This window comes from Aquimarina sp., from assembly GCF_977115655.1.
This window is the reverse complement of the sequence record NZ_CDSBKO010000030.1, coordinates 1-20,806: the sequence shown is the minus strand read 5'-3', so window position 1 is coordinate 20,806 and position 20,806 is coordinate 1. Positions and strand designations below refer to the sequence as shown.

Below are 20,806 nucleotides of genomic sequence, written 5' to 3'. Positions count from 1 at the left end.
TTAATTTTTAAGATATTGTATTATACTATCTGCATAGACTTTTTCAATTTCTAAATCTTCTTCAATAAATTTCCATTCGTTATCTTGTTTTGTGAAATATCCTTTTGAGTATGGTATTCCTGCGGTACCAAAATATAAAGATTGAAACTCTAGTACAGAAAATTGTTTTCCATCATAAGCAAAATCTAAAGATACATGGGGAACATTAAGTTTTTTAAAAATATCAAAAGCAATATCAAACATACCTTTCGGGGCTTTAGCTTCCGGACCATAAAAATAATTGTCATATCCACCACCACTAGCTTTGATTCCTCTTCCTTTTAGAACAGGACGCATAAAAGTGAATAGCTTATCTCCAAAAATGTATACTTTCCAATCATTTTTTAGATTAGGAATAAAGTCCTGTACAATAAATTTGTCCCTATAAATAGATTCTTTTATATATCCTTTGTGTTTTAAAGCTCTGGCATGATCTTTAAAGTCTTCAAAATAATTCCTTTTTTTACTGTGTTGTTTTACTTGAGCATAGAGTTCTTGTTGGTTTCTTACCAGTGCAACCCCTGTACCCGAAGCCCCTTCTGCTGCTTTAAACACACAAGGAAAAGTAATGTCTGAAATGCGCATTTTAAGGTCGTTTAAAGAACCAAAAACCTTGGATTTTAAATCAGGGGTTATTTCTGTGATTTCGCGCATTAATTCCATAAAAACCTTATTATTGTTGGCTCTTAAATGTTTATACTCCGGGATTGTTTTACAACCATTTAACTCAAGGGCAAATATTATATCTTCTATATAAGATTTATATCTATACCCTATATCTTCAGAAGAAGTATAAAGTACAGCACTATTTTTGTATTCCGGATCATCCAGATGTACCTCGTTAAAAGATTTAAACTCGGTTAGATACCCGGAGTCTTTAAAATAATATGCTAGTTTTTTTTTATCCATACCGCTTCTATATGGAGTATCGAAGTGTTTAGACCCAAACTTTTTTTTATAATCGGTTAGTATAATAATTTTATTCATGAGTGGTTATGGTTTGTTTTTTGGTTAAAGAGCTGTTTTTAATAGAAAGAAGAATAGACAACATCATCAGTAGTGTGTCTCTTTCTTTTTCTGGGGTGTAAGGGGATAGGTTATTTAATGTTTTACAGATACTCGAAAAATCAAAATATGTAGGTTCTATATCCTTTAAGTATTCTTTTATAGGATCTTTATTAGCTAAAATCCCTGAAATTATGCTCAGGTTATCCAGGTTTGGAGTTTTTGTTTTTCTTTTAAAACGTTTTAAAAGAAAAGGAATTATAATTTTATATATAAAAACAGGTTCTCTAAGGTCTTTTGGGCGATATCCTTTTCCTGTTTTTTGGTGATAAATTTTGGTATTTGTTTTTTTTATAATATCCGTATATAAATATTGCCCTTTCATCCTTTTTAACGGGTTTTCTGTAAAAAAATCATTGTTAGCCCCGGCGTATTTAGTTTTAAGGAGTGCTGTAATAAAATTAAAATCAAGAAAAGGGGTTCTTACGTTTACATAACCCATTTGCATAGAGATCCATTGCCCAAAAAATTTTCTAAAAACCTCTTCGAACACAAAAGTGTAAAACTGTTGGTTTTTAGTAAGGTTTTTAGGGATAGAGTCTTTATAAGTTATTATCTCTTGTATTAATTCTTCAAGTTCGGTTTTAAACTCGTCTTTTTTTAAATGTTTTATTGTTGACGAATTAAGGATCTTATTTTTTATTTCTTGAGGGGTACTGCTCATAAAAATATCAGCTAATGATTTTGATGTTACCGCCCCAGTAAGATGTAAAGCTCTAAAAAGTTCGCTGCCAATTACGCCAGATAGTAAATGGTTTGTATCTGTTGCTATTTTTTTGGTACTATATAAAAAATGAGCATAGATAAAACCATTTGTTCCAGGTTGTTGTTTAATATACTCTGTTGCATTTGTAAAATAATCCTGATCGATATATGTGTCCTTTCCTAAATCAAAATATTGATATTGAATATGAAGATCTGCCGCATTTTTTTTAGGAATAGAAACATCTTCGTTATTAAGTTTTCCAAAGGAAAAAGTTTTAAATTCTTTGTTATAATACGTAGCGCAACTCACTAAAGTTCTGCCGTCAAAACCACTGGTAAAAGCAATGTCAAAAGGGGTGTTCGGAAAATAAAACTTTGTAGTCTCTATAAAAAGAGTACTTAAACCGTCTGCTACTTTCGATCCTTGTAACGGGGTTTTGGTAAATAAAGAAGCTGTTTCGAAATGTTTATGTTTAATGACCGCTTCTTGTTGCAATTCTAAAAAATAGTTGCAAGGAACTAATTTAATTTCTGTATAGAATGTTCTATTAAAAAAGCCATAGTTGAACAGTAAATTTTCTAAGATAAATTTTTTATCTATAGAAAAATCTTCTTTGCTGGATTGTTTTATAAGCTCTACAGATGATGAGATAAGTGTATTGTTTATCGTATGATAAATGGGGAGTATATTTAAAAAGCTACTATAAACTTTTATGCTTTCATTTTTTATCACAATTGCATAAAAATTACCTCTTAATTTTGGGATAGCATTAGTATCTACAGTAAAAAGCTCTTCTTCACCACCAATATAATCACCAATAATTATAATTCTGGTATCTGTATTGTTATAGTCATAATACTTTTTTCCCTGCATGGTCAGATCCCAATGTTCTGTAAGTTTTATCTTAGGTTGCCCAAGGGATTGCTGATTTGATTTTGATATAATAAAATGATCCATCATTTATAAAAGTCCTCTGTTAGATAGTTTAAATAAATTCCACATTAGTATTGCTATAAAAATAAAAACCAGATATATTGTCCAGTGTTTTATTTTTTTTGGAAAATCTGTATAAATTCCATCTGCCATAAAAATAAGTAAGAAGGGGAGTGCTAAAATCTGAAAACGATCCTGAAAAGATATTCCGGATATTGCCAAAATAAGAATGTACCCTACAGCAAAACTTACTATAAAAATGCTTCCTTTTCTACGGTTTTTAATTGCTTGATACAAACCAAAAAAAACGAAAAAATATAAGCAGTTACGTATAATTTCGTTCTGAAAATGCGCGAAAATCCCTAATTGCGCTTCTTCAAAATCTAATAGCGAAGGAAAGGGAGTTACTATAGCTCCGGCAATTAATAATGGTGCAACAATAGCAGTGGTATACGATATACCTCTGGATGATGCAGCATGGGTAAGTTCATTTTCGAATTGATTTTGACTTGCAGCAACAATAGCATCTACGTTTTCTTTCATGCCCAGTTGATCCACCACAAAATAGGTAGCATAAATTAAGGATACAGATATTAATACAGAAACTATGCGATACTGCTTTTTTTGTGTTTTTAAGAATATTATTTGTAGTAAAACACATATTAATAGCAATGGTGCTAAAACGGTTCTAAAATATAATGTAATCCCTATCTGTAAAACAATAAAAGCAAGAATCCATAATTTTACTCGGGCTCCATATACAAGTTTTATAATAAAGTATCCTATATTTAAAATAACAAAAATTAAGAAAGTTTCTTTTAATACCATGGCTCCAAACCATATTAAAGGAGGCATAATCATCATTAATATAGCGGTTAACCTTGCTCTTTCTTCATCATATATATACTTTGTTATTTGATAAATCCGTATAACAGAAAAACTTCCTATTAAAACATTAAATATCTTAATGATCAGAGGGAATTTTCCAAATACATAATATAGTATACCGATTAGGATAGAAAACCCATAATCAGATTTTCCTTTCCAGAATGTAGAAAGAGTTTTAAAAACAGAATCTCCTTTTTCTATAGCGTCAGTAACCAGTTTTCCAGAGGCGTCGTAATTAACAGAATCAATTGCAGAGATCTCAAACGGAAGGCTATCCGGATCATAAAACATGCTTAGTGTATATAGAAATACTACTCCAAGAACTCTATAAATAATACTATGAAAAAAGAGTTTTTTAGTAAATGAATTTATATTTTTCCAATATTTGGTATAGTACCACAAGGAGATAAAAAATAAAAAGATTATTCCCAAACCTGTTAATAATATAAAGGACGGCATAGTGTATTCAAAGAAAAATAGTATATGAACACTAAGTACTAGTATAGAAAACACTATTGCAATTCCTGAATATTCTTTAGTCCACATCATTTGGTACTATTTGATAATTAACAAATTGAAACTGTTATTTTTTAATTTTAGTTGTTATTATATTTTTAATATCCTCTAACTCTTTAAACTTTAAAATATAGGAGCATAGTATATATCCTAAAATACTGGTGATTATACCACCAAGCAGATATAGGGTTTGGTTATCGACAAGTTTCCAAATAAAAGAACTTAAAATGGTTACAATAATACTAACCAGTGCATAAGGAAACATATCAATGATTTGTTTTACTCCGGAGTAGGCAATAAATTTTCCGCTATAGTATGCATAAGTAAAGAAGCCTATACATGAAACACTTACATAACCAATAGCAATTATTGTCATACCAAAACGATACGTAAAGGCAATTGCCATAATGGTAAGTACATTATTGATGATTTCTAGTTTTAGAAATAAGTCAGATCTTCCTTTAGCATTAATAAAATTAGTATTAATACTATTTACAGGAAAAAAAATAACTCCGACAGCAAGGATTTGTAATAAAATAACGGTTGGCAACCATTTTTCTGTAAGCAATATTAAAACAAGAGGATGTGCAAAAACAATCAAACTCACAGCCATAGGAAATATAAGAAAAGCAGTAAGCTTAATACTTCTTCTCATTATTTTTTTTACCTGGGTGTCGTCTTCAATTACTGAAACTAGTATAGGAAATGTAACATTTTGTATAATAGTAGTCACTAAAGTAGCTGGAATCTGCTTAAATAAAGTAGCTCTGGTATAGTATCCTAATTCTTCAGATTTATAAACCTTACCTATTATAACCAAATAAATATTCTGAAAAGCAGCATATAAAAGGGTAGAAGCCAAAATTTTAGATCCAAAATTAAAAAGTCTTTTTAAAGAAGCTAAACTAAAAACTAAGGTTGGTCTCCAGTCATTCATTATCCAGAATAATACCGAAGTTATAAAGTTTCTGGATAAATATTGAAAAACCAATGACCATACTCCAAATCCGGATACAGCAAATCCAATACCGATTAATGCCCCGCCAATACCTGCAATAATATTTACTATGGCCTGGGTTTTAAAATCTATTTTTTTGATTAAGATTGTACGTTGAATTATTGCTATAGAAGATATGATAACATTTAAACCAACGACTTTAACAAGATCTGCCAATAACGGTTGAACATAAAAATCTGCAATAAGCGAAGAGGTAAAATAAAGTATCAGATATACTAATATGCTTATTAAAAAATTAAAAAAAAATGTAGTGGAGTAATCCAGTTGATCTGCATCTTTTTTTTGAATTAAAGCCCTGCTAAAACCACTCTCTACAATAGCCTGAGAAATGGTAATAAATATGGTAATCATACCAATCAACCCATAATCTTTGGGCACTAATAAACGAGCAAGAATGATACCAAACACAAATTGGATTAACATGGTAAAAGACTTGTCTATACTGCTCCAGATAACCCCGCTTGTGGCTTTCTTTTTTAAGCTGTTCACAGATGATAATATATTTTTATTTCCAAAATATCTTGCTTTAAATAATTTTTTTAATCTGAAGGTTATAAGCGGTTTTTAGCTTTTAGTACTATGAATCAAATACATGTCTTTTTTAAGTTTAATCTTTTTAATCTGCGAATGTTTCTTAAAAAATGGATAACGAATATTTTAAATCTATATTTTAAAACAAACATTATATTTATTTGTATTATGGTTGTTAATCAATAGATTATAGGATAATTCTTACATGTCGTAAACTATTGTTAAATGCATTTTTTTGCGAATAAATTGGTGTTCTATTTTTTATTTCTATCTATATTAATGGATAAATCAATAACCTAGGGGCAGGCTCACGAAGATATGTTCTCAAAAATATATTTGGTTTAAAGCAAGCCTTGTGGTGAATTAAACTATCAATATGGGATCAAAAGGATGAATCAAAAAGCTCTAAACAACTTATGGTGTGATACAACTTGTTAAAAACCAATTATTTATAATGCAAGAAGCTCTGCTGAACTAATCAAAATCAGATTCTTCTAACCTAATTATTAAGCCAATATTGTACTGTATGTAATTGCTGCCTTTTAAAGAGTTATCTATAGATATTTTACCGGTAGCCTGGGCATTAAAACGAATACTTTCAGAGATATAATAATTAATCCCTATACCAAGATTGGCTGTTGTTGCTGGGGTTTTGTCATAAAAACTGCTTCCTCCCCCAAAAGAAAAATAACCTTCATACAATGCTCGGTATTTGTTTAAATATTTATTGGTAATATAGTATTTGAAAGCCCCGTCCAGAATAAAAATATTAACACTCTTATCTAATATTTTATTGTTAACTCTTTTGCCTTCCAAAAATTTATTAAAGCTACCAGAAATTTCAAATCCATAATCATCTTTAAATCTTTTTTCAAGAGATAAGCGTATGGGAGTATTGTAGTTATAATTCTCTTTTAGGTTAAATACCCCATCAAATAAAGAACCCGAATCATATATAATATTTACACCAATCCCAAGCACCCATGGGTTTTCTTGATTCAAATAATTTTGACCCTTAACAGAGTAAACCGTTAATAATGAAAGAATACAAAATTGATGGATAAATTTCATTATAAATTTTATGCTTATAACGATTTATTAAGGAAAAGTATTATAGATGAGTATATAGTTTTTTATAGTTTTCAGACCAAAAGCATTCTGAAATTAGTGCCAAAAAGGCAAGAAAAATAAAAAGAATTATTGTTTTAAAACACTTATTTTGAATAACTTAGGTAATATTATTGTGCCTATGGCAGGATAGCAAAAAAATTACCTAAGTTATTTATAAAATGGCTATTTATATACAGCCTGATTAATTTTTATTTTATACTTGGATAATCCCTAAACTAAATTTCTTTTCAATGGGGGCATGATCAGCAGCTTCTATACCCATAGAAATCCATTTTCTGGTATCCAAAGGATCTATAATTGCATCGGTCCATATTCTTGCTGCAGCATAATATGGTGATGTCTGCTTGTCGTATCGAGCTTTAATTTTATCAAACAGGGCTTTTTCATCCTCTTTTGATAGCTGCTCCCCTTTCTTTTTTAAAGATGCAGTTTCTATCTGTAATAAAACTTTTGCAGCTTGTGAGCCCCCCATTACCGCAAGTTCTGCACTAGGCCATGCGGCTATTAATCTTGGGTCATATGCTTTGCCACACATAGCATAATTACCGGCACCATAAGAGTTGCCAACCACAATAGTAAATTTTGGAACAATACTATTACTTACTGCATTTACCATTTTTGCTCCATCTTTAATAATACCTCCATGTTCACTTTTGCTTCCTACCATAAAACCAGTTACATCTTGTAGAAATACTAAAGGTATCTTTTTTTGATTACAATTGGCGATAAATCGTGTTGCTTTATCCGCAGAATCAGAGTAGATTACACCACCAAACTGCATTTCTCCTTTTTTGGTTTTTACAATTTTACGTTGATTAGCTACAATTCCTACAGCCCAACCATCAATTCTGGCATACCCTGTTAATATGGTTTGCCCATATCCTGCTTTATATTCTTCAAAATCAGAATCATCCACTAATCTTTTAATGATTTCCATCATGTCATACTGCTCGTTTCGGGCTTTTGGTAAAATACCATAAATATCCTCTTGATTTTCTTTGGGAACAGCAGGTTTGATGCGGTTAAAACCAGCTTTTTCAAAATCACCAATTTTGGATATAATATTCTTTATAGTATCCAAAGCATCTTTATCATCTTTTGCTTTATAATCTGTTACCCCAGAGATTTCGCAATGAGTGGTTGCGCCACCCAAAGTTTCATTATCAATACTTTCACCAATAGCAGCTTTTACCAAATAACTTCCGGCAAGAAATATACTTCCGGTTTTATCTACGATAAGAGCTTCGTCACTCATAATTGGCAAATAAGCCCCACCAGCAACACAGCTACCCATAACTGCCGAAATCTGAATGATTCCCATGCTGCTCATTACGGCATTATTACGAAAAATTCTTCCAAAATGCTCTTTGTCAGGAAAAATTTCATCTTGCATAGGTAAATAAACACCTGCGCTATCTACCAAATAGATAATAGGTAATTTATTTTCGATAGAAAGCTCCTGAGCGCGCAGGTTTTTTTTTCCGGTAATCGGAAACCAGGCCCCGGCCTTTACAGTAGCATCATTTGCAACTACTATACATTGTTTACCACTTATATATCCTATTTTTACGACAACACCTCCGCTAGGGCAACCACCATGCTCTTCATACATGCCTTCTCCTGCAAAAGCTCCAATCTCTATAGATTTAGAACCTTTGTCCAATAAATAATCTATTCTTTCGCGAGCCGTTAATTTACCGGTGGCATGAAGTTTTTCGATTCGCTTTTCGCCTCCCCCTAATTTTACTTTTGCTAATCTTTGCCTTAAATCTGATACTAAAAGTTTATTATGATCTTCGTTTTTATTAAAGTTTATATCCATTAGTGTGTTTTATGAGTGTGTATTGTTTGCACGAAAATACAAAAAACATAGAGTTTATAAAGGATAGTAAAATATTTTAAATACATCTTAGATTTTACAAACAGACATTAAGGCAAGGATGTTAAAACACTTTTTAACAGTGTTTTAGTCTTTTTAATTTATGGTGTTTTAACAGTTTTATAACAAATTACTAATTATTTTAACGCTGTATCTTTTTGAGGATTAAATATCTGTAAAAGCAAAATACCCCTTTACTTCCATCATGGATTCCAGTCCCGTTGAAGAACGGGACTGGAATCCACTATTAACAAACTTTAAATTCTTAACTTAATGACATTGCCCGAATTATGCAACAGAACTTCGTGATGAAACTTTGAGATACCATAAATACAATGATTTTCTTAGTTTTAGCATAGCAGTTTACCCTGAGTTTATCGAAGGGCTATGGTTAAATTAAAAAATCAAGTGTAACGGTTGTATTTGCAGTAGATTATACCATTTTAACTTTGAAAAAGAAATAATTTATTAGTGCTATTTCAAAGTTAAAATGGTATTAAGGGCATAATAGATTTTCTGTTGCATAATCCGGGTTTAATGAATAATAAACTAAAATTATTCAATAATAAAGGGGGTAACTATCAATTTTATCATTGAACTCATCTTGACTTTTTGTTTTTAACCGAAAATGAGTTGAAATTTGACCAGATGAGGCACTTTTTGAAAGCTATAGCAGCGCTACGGGTAAGAAAAGTAACGAAATATGGGTGAATTTCAGCCATTTTTTTAGGAAATAGAAAAAGTCAAGATGAGTTCATTATCCTTATTCAGGATGTTTGTTGCATATATGAAGATCTTTATTTTACTAGAGAAAAACTCTCTGTAAACAATAATTTAACTTATAAAAACCAATATATACCTATTTTTGTATGGTTGGTTTTGTAAGTTAATAGTATTGACAATGAATTTTGTGTTAAAAAATAGAACAATTAACGGTTTAAAAACAGATACTTCATATATAAACATCTGTTTTTTAATTAAAAGTACTTTCAAATTTATTGTAAAATAGAATATAAGGTGTTTTTATGTTTTAAGAACTCTATAAAAACCTGTGTTTTGACGATAAAATACCGATATTTGTACCTGTTTTAAACCGTACTAAACTTAAATAATAATATATGGGAATGAATAAAAATACAGTTTTAGCTTGGGCAACTTTTATAATGGTATTGGTTGGACTTGCACTTATTGCATTAGGAGCTTTTAGGTATAGAGATGTATCAGGGTATGGTTTTGCTGCTGTTGGTATAGGTTTTTTTGCAATAGCCTGGGTTTTTAATGCTTTAAAAGGAAGAGTGTGATTATAATATACATACAAATTATCTTAATATAAAATAATAATTTAAGGACATATGTCAGACGATAAAAAAGTAATTTTCTCGATGTCGGGAGTAAGCAAGACTTATAAAAGTGCAAATACTCCGGTTCTCAAAAATATTTACCTAAGCTTTTTTTACGGAGCCAAAATAGGTATTCTGGGGCTTAATGGATCTGGTAAATCTACATTGCTTAAAATTATAGCAGGGATAGATAAAAATTACCAGGGAGATGTGGTTTTTGCCCCTGGATATACGGTAGGTTTATTAGAACAAGAACCGCAATTAGATCCCGAAAAAACAGTACTTGAAGTAGTAAAAGAAGGAGTAGCAGAAACTGTTGCTGTATTGGATGAGTACAATAGGATTAATGATATGTTTGGCTTACCAGAAGTGTATGAAAATCCGGATAAGATGCAGGAGCTTATGGATAAGCAAGCAAGTTTACAGGATCAAATCGATGCAAGTAATGCATGGGAGTTGGATACAAAATTAGAAATAGCAATGGATGCACTTCGTACGCCAGATGCAGATAAAAAGATTGGAGTTTTATCTGGTGGGGAACGAAGAAGGGTGGCTCTTTGTCGTCTTTTATTACAAGAACCAGATGTATTACTACTGGATGAACCTACCAACCACCTGGATGCAGAATCTGTACATTGGTTGGAGCATCATTTACAACAATATAAAGGTACTGTAATTGCCGTAACGCATGATAGGTACTTTTTGGATAACGTTGCAGGATGGATATTAGAGTTAGATAGAGGAGAAGGAATCCCCTGGAAAGGAAATTATTCTTCATGGCTGGATCAAAAAGCAAAAAAATTATCGCAAGAACAGAAACAAGCTTCTAAACGCCAAAAAACTTTAGAGAGAGAGTTAGAATGGGTTCGTATGGCTCCAAAAGGACGTCAGGCAAAACAAAAAGCCCGTTTAAGCAATTATGATAAGTTACTTAGTCAGGATCAGAAACAAATAGATGAAAAACTAGAAATCTATATACCAAATGGCCCGCGATTAGGAACCAATGTAATAGAAGCTACGGGAGTAAGTAAAGCTTTTGGAGATAAATTACTATACGAAGATCTCAATTTTAAACTTCCACAAGCAGGTATTGTAGGGGTTATTGGTCCAAACGGAGCAGGTAAAACCACTATATTTAAAATGATAATGGGAGAGGAGCAACCAGACAAAGGAAGCTTTATTGTAGGAGATACAGCCAAAATAGCGTACGTAGATCAAAGCCATAGTAATATAGATGTAGAAAAAACCATCTGGCAAAACTTTAGTGATGAGCAAGAATTGGTGATGATGGGAGGCAGACAAGTAAACTCAAGAGCGTATCTAAGTCGTTTTAACTTTAGCGGAAGCGAACAAAACAAAAAAGTTTCGGCATTATCAGGAGGAGAACGTAACCGATTGCACCTGGCAATGACCTTAAAAGAAGAAGGTAACGTATTGCTTTTGGATGAGCCTACCAATGATTTGGACGTAAATACTTTAAGAGCTTTAGAGGAAGGTTTAGAAAACTTTGCAGGATGTGCCGTAGTTATTTCTCACGACCGTTGGTTTTTGGATAGAATCTGCACACATATACTAGCATTCGAAGGAGATTCTCAAGTATATTTCTTTGAAGGAAGCTTCTCGGATTATGAAGAAAATAAAAAGAAACGTTTAGGAGGTGATCTTATGCCAAAACGTATTAAATATAAGAAGTTAGTTCGATAATTAGAAGTAAAAACTAGTAAAATTATTGAAGAATCAGCACTCTGCCATTTTGTATTGTAGAGTGTTGATTTAAAACTTATATACTTAAAAAAATGCCACTACAAAATATAAAAGTCATTGCCTTTGATGCAGATGATACTCTATGGGTTAATGAAACTTTTTTTAGAAAAGCAGAAGAAGATTTTTGCGCTCTTTTAGAAGGATATATGCCAAAAGAAGAAGCTAATAAGTTGCTTTTTGATATGGAGATAGGAAATCTGCCTTTATATGGTTATGGTATCAAACCCTTTACACTTTCTTTGATAGAAGCAGCTATAGTAGTCTCTAAAGGGACTATGCCAATAGAACTTGTGCAGAAACTTATCGATATAGGAAAAGAAATGTTAGAAGCACCAGTAGAGCTAATAGATGGTATAGAGATTACATTAAAGGAGTTGTCTAAAAAATATCGTTTGGTAATGGCTACCAAAGGAGATTTGTTAGATCAAGAACGCAAATTGATTAAATCGGGCCTGGAAAAATATTTTCATCATATAGAAATTGTTTCCGATAAAACAGAAAAACACTACAAAAAACTAGTGAAACATCTGGATATTCAAGAAAATGAGTTTTTAATGGTTGGTAATTCATTAAAATCAGATATTCTACCTGTTTTAAATATAGGGGCACATGCATTTCATATACCTTTTCATACTACCTGGGCACATGAAATGATAAATGAAGAAATAAATCATCCAAATTTTAGAAGCTTTACAAAAGCCAGCGATTTATTACAGGTATTATAAAAAAGAGAACTAATCCTACTTTGTGATCCTAGAGTTAAAAATACATCTATCCCAACCTTCCTTCAAAGGAAGGAGTAAAATTCTCCCTATGACGGGAGATGTAGAGAGATGTTAATGGTAAATCTAAAAATGAAATAAAAGCATATATAAGATGACAAAGTAGGACTAAATTAGATCTGGAAACGCAAAACAGTAAAAGGTTACGAAATACAAATAATGCTAAACGCATAGATACCATCCATTATTCATCAATTCCTTGGTATACTTTTACAGGACTTATACACGTCAGGCATTTTCAATTTAAAGATAGTGTGCCAAAAATTTCATTTGGTAAATACTCTAAAGAAAAAGATAAACTAAGCTTACCTATTGCAATTAATGTGCATCATGGATTAATGGATGGATATCATATTGGTCAATATCTGGCAGAGTTTCAGCGATTGCTAAATGAATAATTGTTATACAGCAGAGGCACACATTTCTAATTCTACATCTGCAATAAATTCATCAATTTGTTTATACGACACGTTTGGCATACAAATAATGTGTGATTGTCCTTTTTCGGTGGCCAATTGCCATTTATCTATTATGGTTTTGCTAAGTGCAGGAAAGACTATGGTTAGGGCATTAGGATTTCGCCATGCTTTAATACCCAGCTCTTTTAGTTTTTTTTCGGTATAGGAAGCAACAGCTAAACTATGTTCTGTACGTTTTTTAAAGCCATCCACTCCTAGTTTTTTTATAGCATACCACAAAAATAATGGAGTGTGCCCATTTCGGGATCCGGTTATAGTAGCATCAGAACTGCCTATATATGCAATTCTTCGGGCAATTCTATCTCTGTTATCTTTTTTTACAATCACTACCCCAGATGGCATAGGAGAACCAATAAACTTATGTCCGCTAATCGAGATACTATCAGTGCCATCTTCAAAATCAAAAGCAGGTCTGGGGGTCACAAAAGGAGCAAAACCACCTGCTAATGCAGCATCTGCATGAATATAGTGCTTTTCTACTGCCATTTTTTCTAAAATTCCTTTGATCTTTTTAGTATCGTCTTTGGCTTCTGTCATTGTAGTACCAATATTAGCTACAACTATTGCAGGTCTGTGTCTGTGATATCCAATAGCATCTTTTAAGTCTTCATAATCTATTTCACCGTTCGAAAGCGATTTTACAATAACATAATCTACATTAAGCAAGGTTACATTTTTTTGAATACTATAATGTGTGGCTTCAGAAAAATATACCATTCCTTTAGGGTATAATTCACGGGCAACATATAAACCATATAAATTTCCTTCAGACCCGCCATTAGTTACATATCCCCATATATCCTCTGTATGTGCTCTAAACAGACCTGCAAAAAAATTAACAACCTCACGTTCCATAGTTCTGGAATCTACACGATATGTAGACTCACTAAAGGGGTCTCCAAGATTATTTAATGGATATTGTAAAAAAGGCATTAACTCTGAATAATCAAAATCTTTGGATACCGGATATCCCAAAAAGTTTTGTGTCGTATTTTGTATGCTTAAATATAATTGTTCTAGCTGTTCTTGTTCTGCGGTACGTAATTTCATAATAGATGTATAATTTGAGCAAAACTACACACAAAGGTTTTATTTTCTAAAAAATGAATTTAAAATAGAATAATAATCTTTTATAAATCATTTTCAAGTTGTTTTATCCCTTTTTTTACAAAAATTGATATTGAATTTAGAAAATATTTCTTCTTTATAACAGATGTACAGAAGCACACGGTATTAAAAACAGGCATTTATATAGAGTCTAATTCTCGTACTTCGCCAATAAGCATTCCTTTTAGGTGTATAGAGCCAATGCGTACACGTATTAATCGTAGGGTAGGAAAACCAACTGCAGATGTCATTTTTCGTACCTGTCTGAATTTGCCTTCTTGCAAAGTAATAGATATCCAGCTTGTAGGGCCATGTCTATTGTCCCGTATCTTTTTTGAACGTTCAGGAAACTCTGGTATGGTCTCTATTTTACAGGCATTGCATGGTGTGGTTGTGTATTTTTTTCCGTCAAAACCAATTTCGACCCCAGACTTTAATAACTCAATAGCTTCTGTAGTAATATTTCCGTTTACCTGCGCGTAGTATTCTTTTTCGGTAGTGCCGCTACATATATGGTTGCTGATTTTTCCATCTGTGGTCAATAGTAATAATCCTTCAGATTTTTCATCAAGCCTGCCAATAGCCATTGTGCCTTTAGGAAAATCATATAATTCGCCCAATAATTTTTTTGAATTTTGTTTTTGCCCATTGTTAATAAACTGACTTAAATAGCCATAGGGTTTATAGATTGCAAAATGAGTATGGTTTTGTTGTTCAACCTTATGTTTCATTCAAAAAAAGGGTAGGGTTTGTTTTTGGTAAAAATAAGGCAGCAATTTACAAATTTTGACGTAGCAGACTCTCTATTTGATAGAATAACATTGATTTATATGAAGAGTTTTTTTTTTATCAAAAATGAAAACTTACCTTTGTGAAAAATTTGAATGCATTTTTGTATTCTAGTTATTGCAACCACTGGGTAAATTATTCGGTAAATCAATCTTAAAAATTGTCATTTTCCAATTGTTCGTTTAGTATTTCAATGACAACCGGTTACATACCTATATACCGGAGTAAAATAGGTTTTAATAAAAAGAGTTATAAAAACGAATGGCAAAATCACAGCAAACTTTCAATAAGATAGAGAAAGAAAAAAAGAAATTAAAAAAAAGAGAAGATAAGCAGAAAAAGAAAGTAGAGCGTAAAGCTAATTCTAATAAAGGAAATGGCTTAGATAGTATGATTGCTTATGTAGATGAAAACGGATATCTTACGGATACCCCACCAGATCCTTCTAAGAAGAAAAAGATAAAAGCAGAAAATATTGAAATAGGGATTCCTAAGAGAGAAAAAGAAGAATTTGATCCTGTACGAAAAGGAAAAGTTGCTTTTTTTAATGATTCTAAAGGATATGGTTTTATCAATGATGATGAGACACAAGAAAGATATTTTGTGCATGTTAATGGTTTGATAAATGAAATAAAAGAAAATGACAGAGTTACTTTTGAATTAGAACGTGGTCAAAAAGGTATGAACGCAGTTCGTGTAAAAAAAGCTTAAGGATTTACGGTTATTATAATAGTCATACGTTTAAAAAACAAAAAAGAGGGGGTTTGAAAAGTCAAACCCCCTCTTTTTTATTATAAATTCTTCAAAAAACCAACTCTAAAAGAAGATTTTACTGAAATAAATAAAGTTTTTTTAGAAAATACTACAAATAATTCAGTTGGATTTTATCAAAAATTACTTTTTAGACAGCCTCCTTTTGTTAAAAGTTCATTGATTCTTTTCTGGATACCAGTCCAACTGTAATACTTTTATAGACGGGTCTTTGGATACTAATTCTTTAAATTTTGCTACATCACTTAATCCCTCGGTTCCACGATAATGGTATGGGTATACTTGCTTTGGTTTAAATTCTAATACAGCATCCGCAGCACTTTCTACAGTCATAGTGTATGGTAGATTCATACAAACAAAAGCTATATCTATATTTTTAAGATCCCTCATTTCCCTGATATCTTCGGTATCTCCAGAAAAATAAATACGTTTATCTCCTAAAGTAATTACATATCCATTACCACGCCCTTTATTATGAAATTTTAAAGCTTCTTCACGCAGGTTATACATTGGTATGGCTTCAATAGATATGCCTTGTATTTCTTTTGTTTCTCCGTTATTTATAATGATTAATTGATCTGTATATTTGGCAGGAAGTTTTTCGGCAACAGCCTGAGGAACAATAATTTCGGATTTGGACAGATTTAAACTGTCTAAAGTCTCTATATCCATGTGATCTCCATGAATGTCTGTAATAAGAACTAAATCAGGCTTTTTTTTCCCTTCAAAAGCTTTAGCACCTCCGGCAGGATCTATATAAATAGTTTTTTCTTTCCATTTTATAATAGTAGTAGCATGCGTTATTGGATCTATAATAATATCATTTACTACTTTTTGTACTGCGGTTTCTATAGTATCTGTAACTTCTTCACTACTACTATCAGGCTCTTCTTTTTTTTGTGATTTACAACTTGCAAAGAAAATACAGAGTATAAAAAAATAAAAGGGAAAATTTTTCATAACAGATGGATTTATGTATTTGTTTAAGATATAAAAGATAGCAATAATACTACAAATATACTTAGTGGATACCTTGGAGTTAATTATTCAACCATAATTTAACAGCCATTGCAGTGACCATTATTACTAAAAATACTTTGACTAATCCATCCCCTTTTTTTACAGACCATCTACTGGCAATCCAGCCTCCTGTAGCATTTCCTAATGCAAGGACAAGACCATACAGGTAGTCGATTTGGTTGTTATATGCAAATATTACTAAAGCACCAATGGTATAAATAAAAACGACCAACACTTTAACTGCATTAGATGTAACCAGACTTAGGTAGTTAATAGAGGTTAATGCCAGTAATATAAATATTCCTACCCCTGCTTGAATAAACCCGCCATAAACCCCGATAAAGAAAAATACGATAATAGATATCCAAAGGTGTTTGCCTGTTGTTCTTTCAGCTAGATCCTGTATGTTTACTTTAGGTTTAAATACCATAATAAGTACTACAATTATCATTACGATAGCTAAGATTTTATTAAAGGTTTCACCCTTAACATCGATAGCGATTTGTGCTCCAATAAGGGATCCTGCTAGGGCAGATATACCCAGGTATATACCAAAAGGGGTAGGTCGGATACCTTTGCTTTTAAAACCAGCAATAGAAGATACAGACTGAATAAAGATTCCAATACGATTAGTGCCATTTGCAATAGCAGGAGGAAGCCCCATAAAAATAAGCATTGGTAAAGTAAGTAAAGAACCACCGCCAGCCAGGGTATTAATTACTCCGGCAATAAAACCAATTATCGCAAGGGTGCATAAAAGTAAAGTTTCACTCATAAGGTGTTTTTAGAAAATAATAAAAGTACATTTCTCTTCAAAATTAGATATTTACTTTTAACCAGATACAGAAATGCTTATAAAAAGAAGTAATTAGATTATATTATTATCTATCAACAATCCGGGAGCAAACTCACAAGGAATGCTTCCGGAAATATATTTTGTTTCGAGACAAGTCTCGTGGGATTAGATCCTTAATGAGGGATTAAATAGCAAGATTATGTATAGTTAATTACAAATTATTTGGTATAACTTCTTAAACTATTGTAGATTTACCTACGCAACTTAAATAATCAGATACCGTTAAAAAGCTATATAAAATAATCCCTTTTTTTCAGACCTTCAAAGACAGGGGGTACAATCGTTCTTTTTTTAAAGCAGATAGTATTGCTGGTATTACAGTAGGAGTGGTTCTTATACCACAAGCTATAGCTTATGCATTATTAATGGGAGTTCCTGCAATTTATGGATTATATGCTTGTTTGATCCCTTTGGTACTTTATGCTATTTTTGGTACATCACGGCAATTAAGTATAGGCCCTGTAGCAGTTACAGCTATTTTGGTAATGAGCGGGGTAAGCCAGCTTGCAGAGCCATTTACCGAAAAATTTATAGAATTAGTTTTATTTGCAGGGTTTTTGATAGGGGTATTACAAATTGTAATGAGTGTATTACGTATGGGGTTTTTGGTAAACCTTATTTCGCAACCCGTTATTTCTGGCTTTATTTCTGCCGCAGCTATTATTATAATTATTTCTCAATTAGAACAAGGATCAGGTATTGAGATTCCTGATTTTAAACACACCCATCAAATTGTTTGGTATGCAATCAGCCATTTTTTTGAAGTAAACTGGATTACATTGGCGATTTGTGTTGGTTCAATTATAATTATTAATATTTTAAAAAAATGGAAACGATCATTTCCGGGAGCGTTGATGGTATTGGTTGTTACTACAGTGCTTGTTTATATGTTTGATCTGCAACATCATGGAGTGGCTATCATTAAAGAGGTTCCTAGCGGACTGCCATCTTTTGTTGTCCCCGAAATGAGTTATGAAACTATGGTTGCACTTATACCATCTGTATTAACAGTTACTTTTATAGGATATGTTGGTAGTATAGGCATTGCCAAATCTATGCAGATGAAAAACAGAGATCATGTTATACGTCCTAATCAGGAGCTATTTGCATTGGGCATTGCCAAGGTTATCGGCGCGTTTTTTCAGGCAATACCATCTTCGGGCAGTTATAGCAGAACAGCAATCAATGATGAGGCAGGAGGAAAAACTACCGTTTCGTCTATCATTGCAGCAATCATGGTCTTGTTTTCCTTATTGTTTTTAACCTCGTATTTTTACTATATTCCTAAAGCAACTCTGGCGGCAATCATATTGGTATCTGTATTAGGATTGATAAACTTTGGCGAAGCCAAATATTTGTACCGTCTTAGAAGACGAGATTTTATAGTAATGCTTATTACCTTTTTAGGAACTTTGATTTTTGGAGTAGAAAAAGGAATTTTTATAGGGGTGCTGTTATCTTTTGTTTTTCTTCAATATTATAGCGCCCGCCCACACATTGCAGAATTAGTAAATATACCCGGAACCGAATATTATAGAAATATAAATAGATTTCCGGATGCTTTACAATCTCCCGAGTATTTGATTATTCGATTTGATAACCAGTTGTATTTTGGCAATTCTGGTTATTTTAAAGATGCTATTTTGGCGTATATATCTAATCGTAAACCCACACCCAGGTTTCTTATTCTGGATAATACCAATATGCATGATATGGATAGTACAGGCTTGCATGTATTAGAAGATATTCATCAATACTTGGATACTTTGGGGATGCAGCTATTAATGGTAGGTACTATAGGTCCTGTGCGGGATTTTTTAAAGCGATCTGGCTTTACCGATAAGCTAGGGATAGATCATTATTATTTAACCATTACAGATGCTGTGGATTATGCCGAAAACCGCAAAAAGCACACGCAAATGCATGAGGCAGCAATACAATTTAACACCAAAAGAAGATCTTTTCTGGATTAAGAAAAAAATTGCTATTCTTCCTCTTCAAATAAGTGTAATCGTAACCCCATACCATAATTGGTATTATTGTTTTTTATAAGGTTATTGGTGGTGCTGTATTCTTTGTCAAAACGTTGCCATTCTCTGTTTTTATAAAATATCCTGCGGGTAAAAGTTCTGTAATTTGATATTTTGTCTGTAAAAGGCAGCAAAGGTCTAAAAGTGGTAGAAACTTTAACAGTACCCTTTCTGGTTTCGATTTGGCTATATTTTTTGGTTTGTTGTAATTTGCCATTTATATCAGCATAACCTAATACCTGTATGGATACAAAAATCCCTTCTTTTGGGATAAATACTTTGTGTTCTGAAATGTCCAGTTCAAAATTAGGTTTATCTTGATCGCTTACCAAAAAGATAATATCATCATAAGGCAATCTTTTTTGCGGATAGCCATTGTTATTAGTATAAAATTGCATTTTGAATAAAGTAGAAAAAGAAGGAGGCCTACTGGAGTTTTTGTTAGAGTCATCTGTTTTTATGGGTAAATAAACAGAAGCTATTTTAGAGGATTTTTCAGGATCTTTTGGAAAAAAAACAGCAATTTCAGATTCAACCGTTGGAAGCCAGCATTTAAAATAATCATTGTGTATTTCTGAAGGAAGTTTTTTTATCTTGTATTTCCTTTTCTTTTCGGCAGTGATATGTACTTCATTAAGTTCGTCGATACTTCCGGTTAAGAATATTGTTTTTGGCATTGTTTCAGTTGAGATAGCTACTTCATTATATCCAACAGAAGATATATATAAAACATCTATATCCGGGTACCATTTTTTTGAGAAATTAAACCTGCCATCAGCATCGGCAAATGTGCCATTTCCATTTCCAAAAGAAATTGTAGCATAGGATACAGGAGTTTTTTGTGTAGAATCAACCACAGTATATGTTTGCGAATAGATAATTTGTGCAAAAAAAAGCAGTAGTAGGGCAGACAGCTTTTTCATAGATTATTTTGGGGTTTAGAAAACTAAAATAATAAAATATATTAACATTAAAACTATTTTTACACCAAAGAGCAGATGTATTGCAATAATATATTTTATTATTTTACTTTCCTTTTATCAGATAGATGGAGTGCTGTATTTGATTCTAAAATTATACAGGCAGGTTTTTAGATTAAATACTTTTTGCTTGTCATCCTATGTTTGTATAGGGTTTAAATTTCAATAATGATTTACTTTGT

Annotated in this window: 17 protein-coding genes; 6 read left to right on the top strand and 11 right to left on the bottom strand. The window is 32.0% G+C overall.

Features of this window, described 5'->3' with window-relative positions; genetic code table 11:
* From ACZIYX_RS13415 to ACZIYX_RS13390, 6 genes are all read right to left on the bottom strand, one after another.
* Positions 1-1,026: an ATP-grasp domain-containing protein gene (locus ACZIYX_RS13415; RefSeq protein ID WP_462682755.1), complete on the bottom strand. Its 1,026-nt coding sequence runs from the start codon at positions 1,024-1,026 to the stop codon at positions 1-3.
* Complete coding sequence (locus tag ACZIYX_RS13410) at positions 1,019-2,770, bottom strand: hypothetical protein (protein WP_462682754.1); 1,752 nt, start codon at positions 2,768-2,770, stop codon at positions 1,019-1,021. The genes ACZIYX_RS13415 and ACZIYX_RS13410 overlap by 8 nt, the downstream gene beginning before the upstream one ends.
* Positions 2,771-4,180, bottom strand: a complete 1,410-nt coding sequence (locus ACZIYX_RS13405) for a glycosyltransferase family protein (RefSeq protein WP_462682753.1) — start codon at positions 4,178-4,180, stop codon at positions 2,771-2,773.
* 34 nt (positions 4,181-4,214) lie between these two features.
* A complete protein-coding gene (locus ACZIYX_RS13400) occupies positions 4,215-5,654 on the bottom strand; it encodes a lipopolysaccharide biosynthesis protein (protein WP_462682752.1) in 1,440 nt (479 codons plus the stop codon).
* A gap of 516 nt (positions 5,655-6,170) precedes the next feature.
* Positions 6,171-6,767, bottom strand: coding sequence for a hypothetical protein (locus ACZIYX_RS13395; protein WP_462682751.1), 597 nt, complete (start codon positions 6,765-6,767; stop codon positions 6,171-6,173).
* 253 nt (positions 6,768-7,020) lie between these two features.
* On the bottom strand, positions 7,021-8,649 hold the full coding sequence (locus ACZIYX_RS13390) for an acyl-CoA carboxylase subunit beta (RefSeq protein WP_462682750.1): 1,629 nt from the start codon (positions 8,647-8,649) through the stop codon (positions 7,021-7,023).
* A 1,181-nt stretch (positions 8,650-9,830) separates the two neighbouring features.
* Here ACZIYX_RS13390 and ACZIYX_RS13385 point away from each other — a divergent pair.
* The 4 genes from ACZIYX_RS13385 to ACZIYX_RS13370 all read left to right on the top strand — a co-directional run bounded on the left by ACZIYX_RS13385 (position 9,831) and on the right by ACZIYX_RS13370 (position 12,990).
* Positions 9,831-10,007: a CAL67264 family membrane protein gene (locus ACZIYX_RS13385; protein ID WP_205410273.1), complete on the top strand. Its 177-nt coding sequence runs from the start codon at positions 9,831-9,833 to the stop codon at positions 10,005-10,007.
* Positions 10,008-10,058: 51 nt separating this feature from the next.
* On the top strand, positions 10,059-11,750 hold the full coding sequence (ettA, locus tag ACZIYX_RS13380) for an energy-dependent translational throttle protein EttA (RefSeq protein ID WP_462682749.1): 1,692 nt from the start codon (positions 10,059-10,061) through the stop codon (positions 11,748-11,750).
* 92 nt (positions 11,751-11,842) lie between these two features.
* Positions 11,843-12,535 carry an HAD family hydrolase gene (locus ACZIYX_RS13375; protein WP_462682748.1) on the top strand — a complete coding sequence of 231 codons (693 nt, stop codon included), beginning with the start codon at positions 11,843-11,845 and terminating at the stop codon, positions 12,533-12,535.
* A 176-nt stretch (positions 12,536-12,711) separates the two neighbouring features.
* Positions 12,712-12,990: a CatA-like O-acetyltransferase gene (locus ACZIYX_RS13370; protein ID WP_462682800.1), complete on the top strand. Its 279-nt coding sequence runs from the start codon at positions 12,712-12,714 to the stop codon at positions 12,988-12,990.
* Between the two features lie 3 nt (positions 12,991-12,993).
* Here ACZIYX_RS13370 and ACZIYX_RS13365 read toward each other — a convergent pair whose 3' ends face one another.
* Positions 12,994-14,121 carry a histidine decarboxylase gene (locus ACZIYX_RS13365; protein WP_462682747.1) on the bottom strand — a complete coding sequence of 376 codons (1,128 nt, stop codon included), beginning with the start codon at positions 14,119-14,121 and terminating at the stop codon, positions 12,994-12,996.
* Between the two features lie 197 nt (positions 14,122-14,318).
* Positions 14,319-14,909 (bottom strand): pseudouridine synthase, encoded by a 591-nt coding sequence (locus ACZIYX_RS13360; RefSeq protein ID WP_462682746.1) that lies wholly within the window; start codon positions 14,907-14,909, stop codon positions 14,319-14,321.
* Between the two features lie 319 nt (positions 14,910-15,228).
* Between ACZIYX_RS13360 and ACZIYX_RS13355 the strand changes: the two genes are divergently transcribed.
* On the top strand, positions 15,229-15,678 hold the full coding sequence (locus ACZIYX_RS13355) for a cold-shock protein (protein WP_462682745.1): 450 nt from the start codon (positions 15,229-15,231) through the stop codon (positions 15,676-15,678).
* 216 nt (positions 15,679-15,894) lie between these two features.
* Here ACZIYX_RS13355 and ACZIYX_RS13350 read toward each other — a convergent pair whose 3' ends face one another.
* Positions 15,895-16,698: an MBL fold metallo-hydrolase gene (locus ACZIYX_RS13350; protein WP_462682744.1), complete on the bottom strand. Its 804-nt coding sequence runs from the start codon at positions 16,696-16,698 to the stop codon at positions 15,895-15,897.
* Positions 16,699-16,777: 79 nt separating this feature from the next.
* Complete coding sequence (locus tag ACZIYX_RS13345) at positions 16,778-17,533, bottom strand: sulfite exporter TauE/SafE family protein (RefSeq protein ID WP_462682743.1); 756 nt, start codon at positions 17,531-17,533, stop codon at positions 16,778-16,780.
* 320 nt (positions 17,534-17,853) lie between these two features.
* Between ACZIYX_RS13345 and ACZIYX_RS13340 the strand changes: the two genes are divergently transcribed.
* The gene (locus tag ACZIYX_RS13340; RefSeq protein ID WP_462682799.1) at positions 17,854-19,587 is read left to right on the top strand and encodes a SulP family inorganic anion transporter; all 1,734 of its coding nucleotides are present in this window, start codon (positions 17,854-17,856) and stop codon (positions 19,585-19,587) included.
* 11 nt (positions 19,588-19,598) lie between these two features.
* On the opposite strand, the gene ACZIYX_RS13335 is transcribed toward ACZIYX_RS13340, so the two are convergent.
* Complete coding sequence (locus ACZIYX_RS13335; protein ID WP_462682742.1) at positions 19,599-20,567, bottom strand: peptidase associated/transthyretin-like domain-containing protein; 969 nt, start codon at positions 20,565-20,567, stop codon at positions 19,599-19,601.
* Between the last annotated feature and the right edge of the window lie 239 nt (positions 20,568-20,806).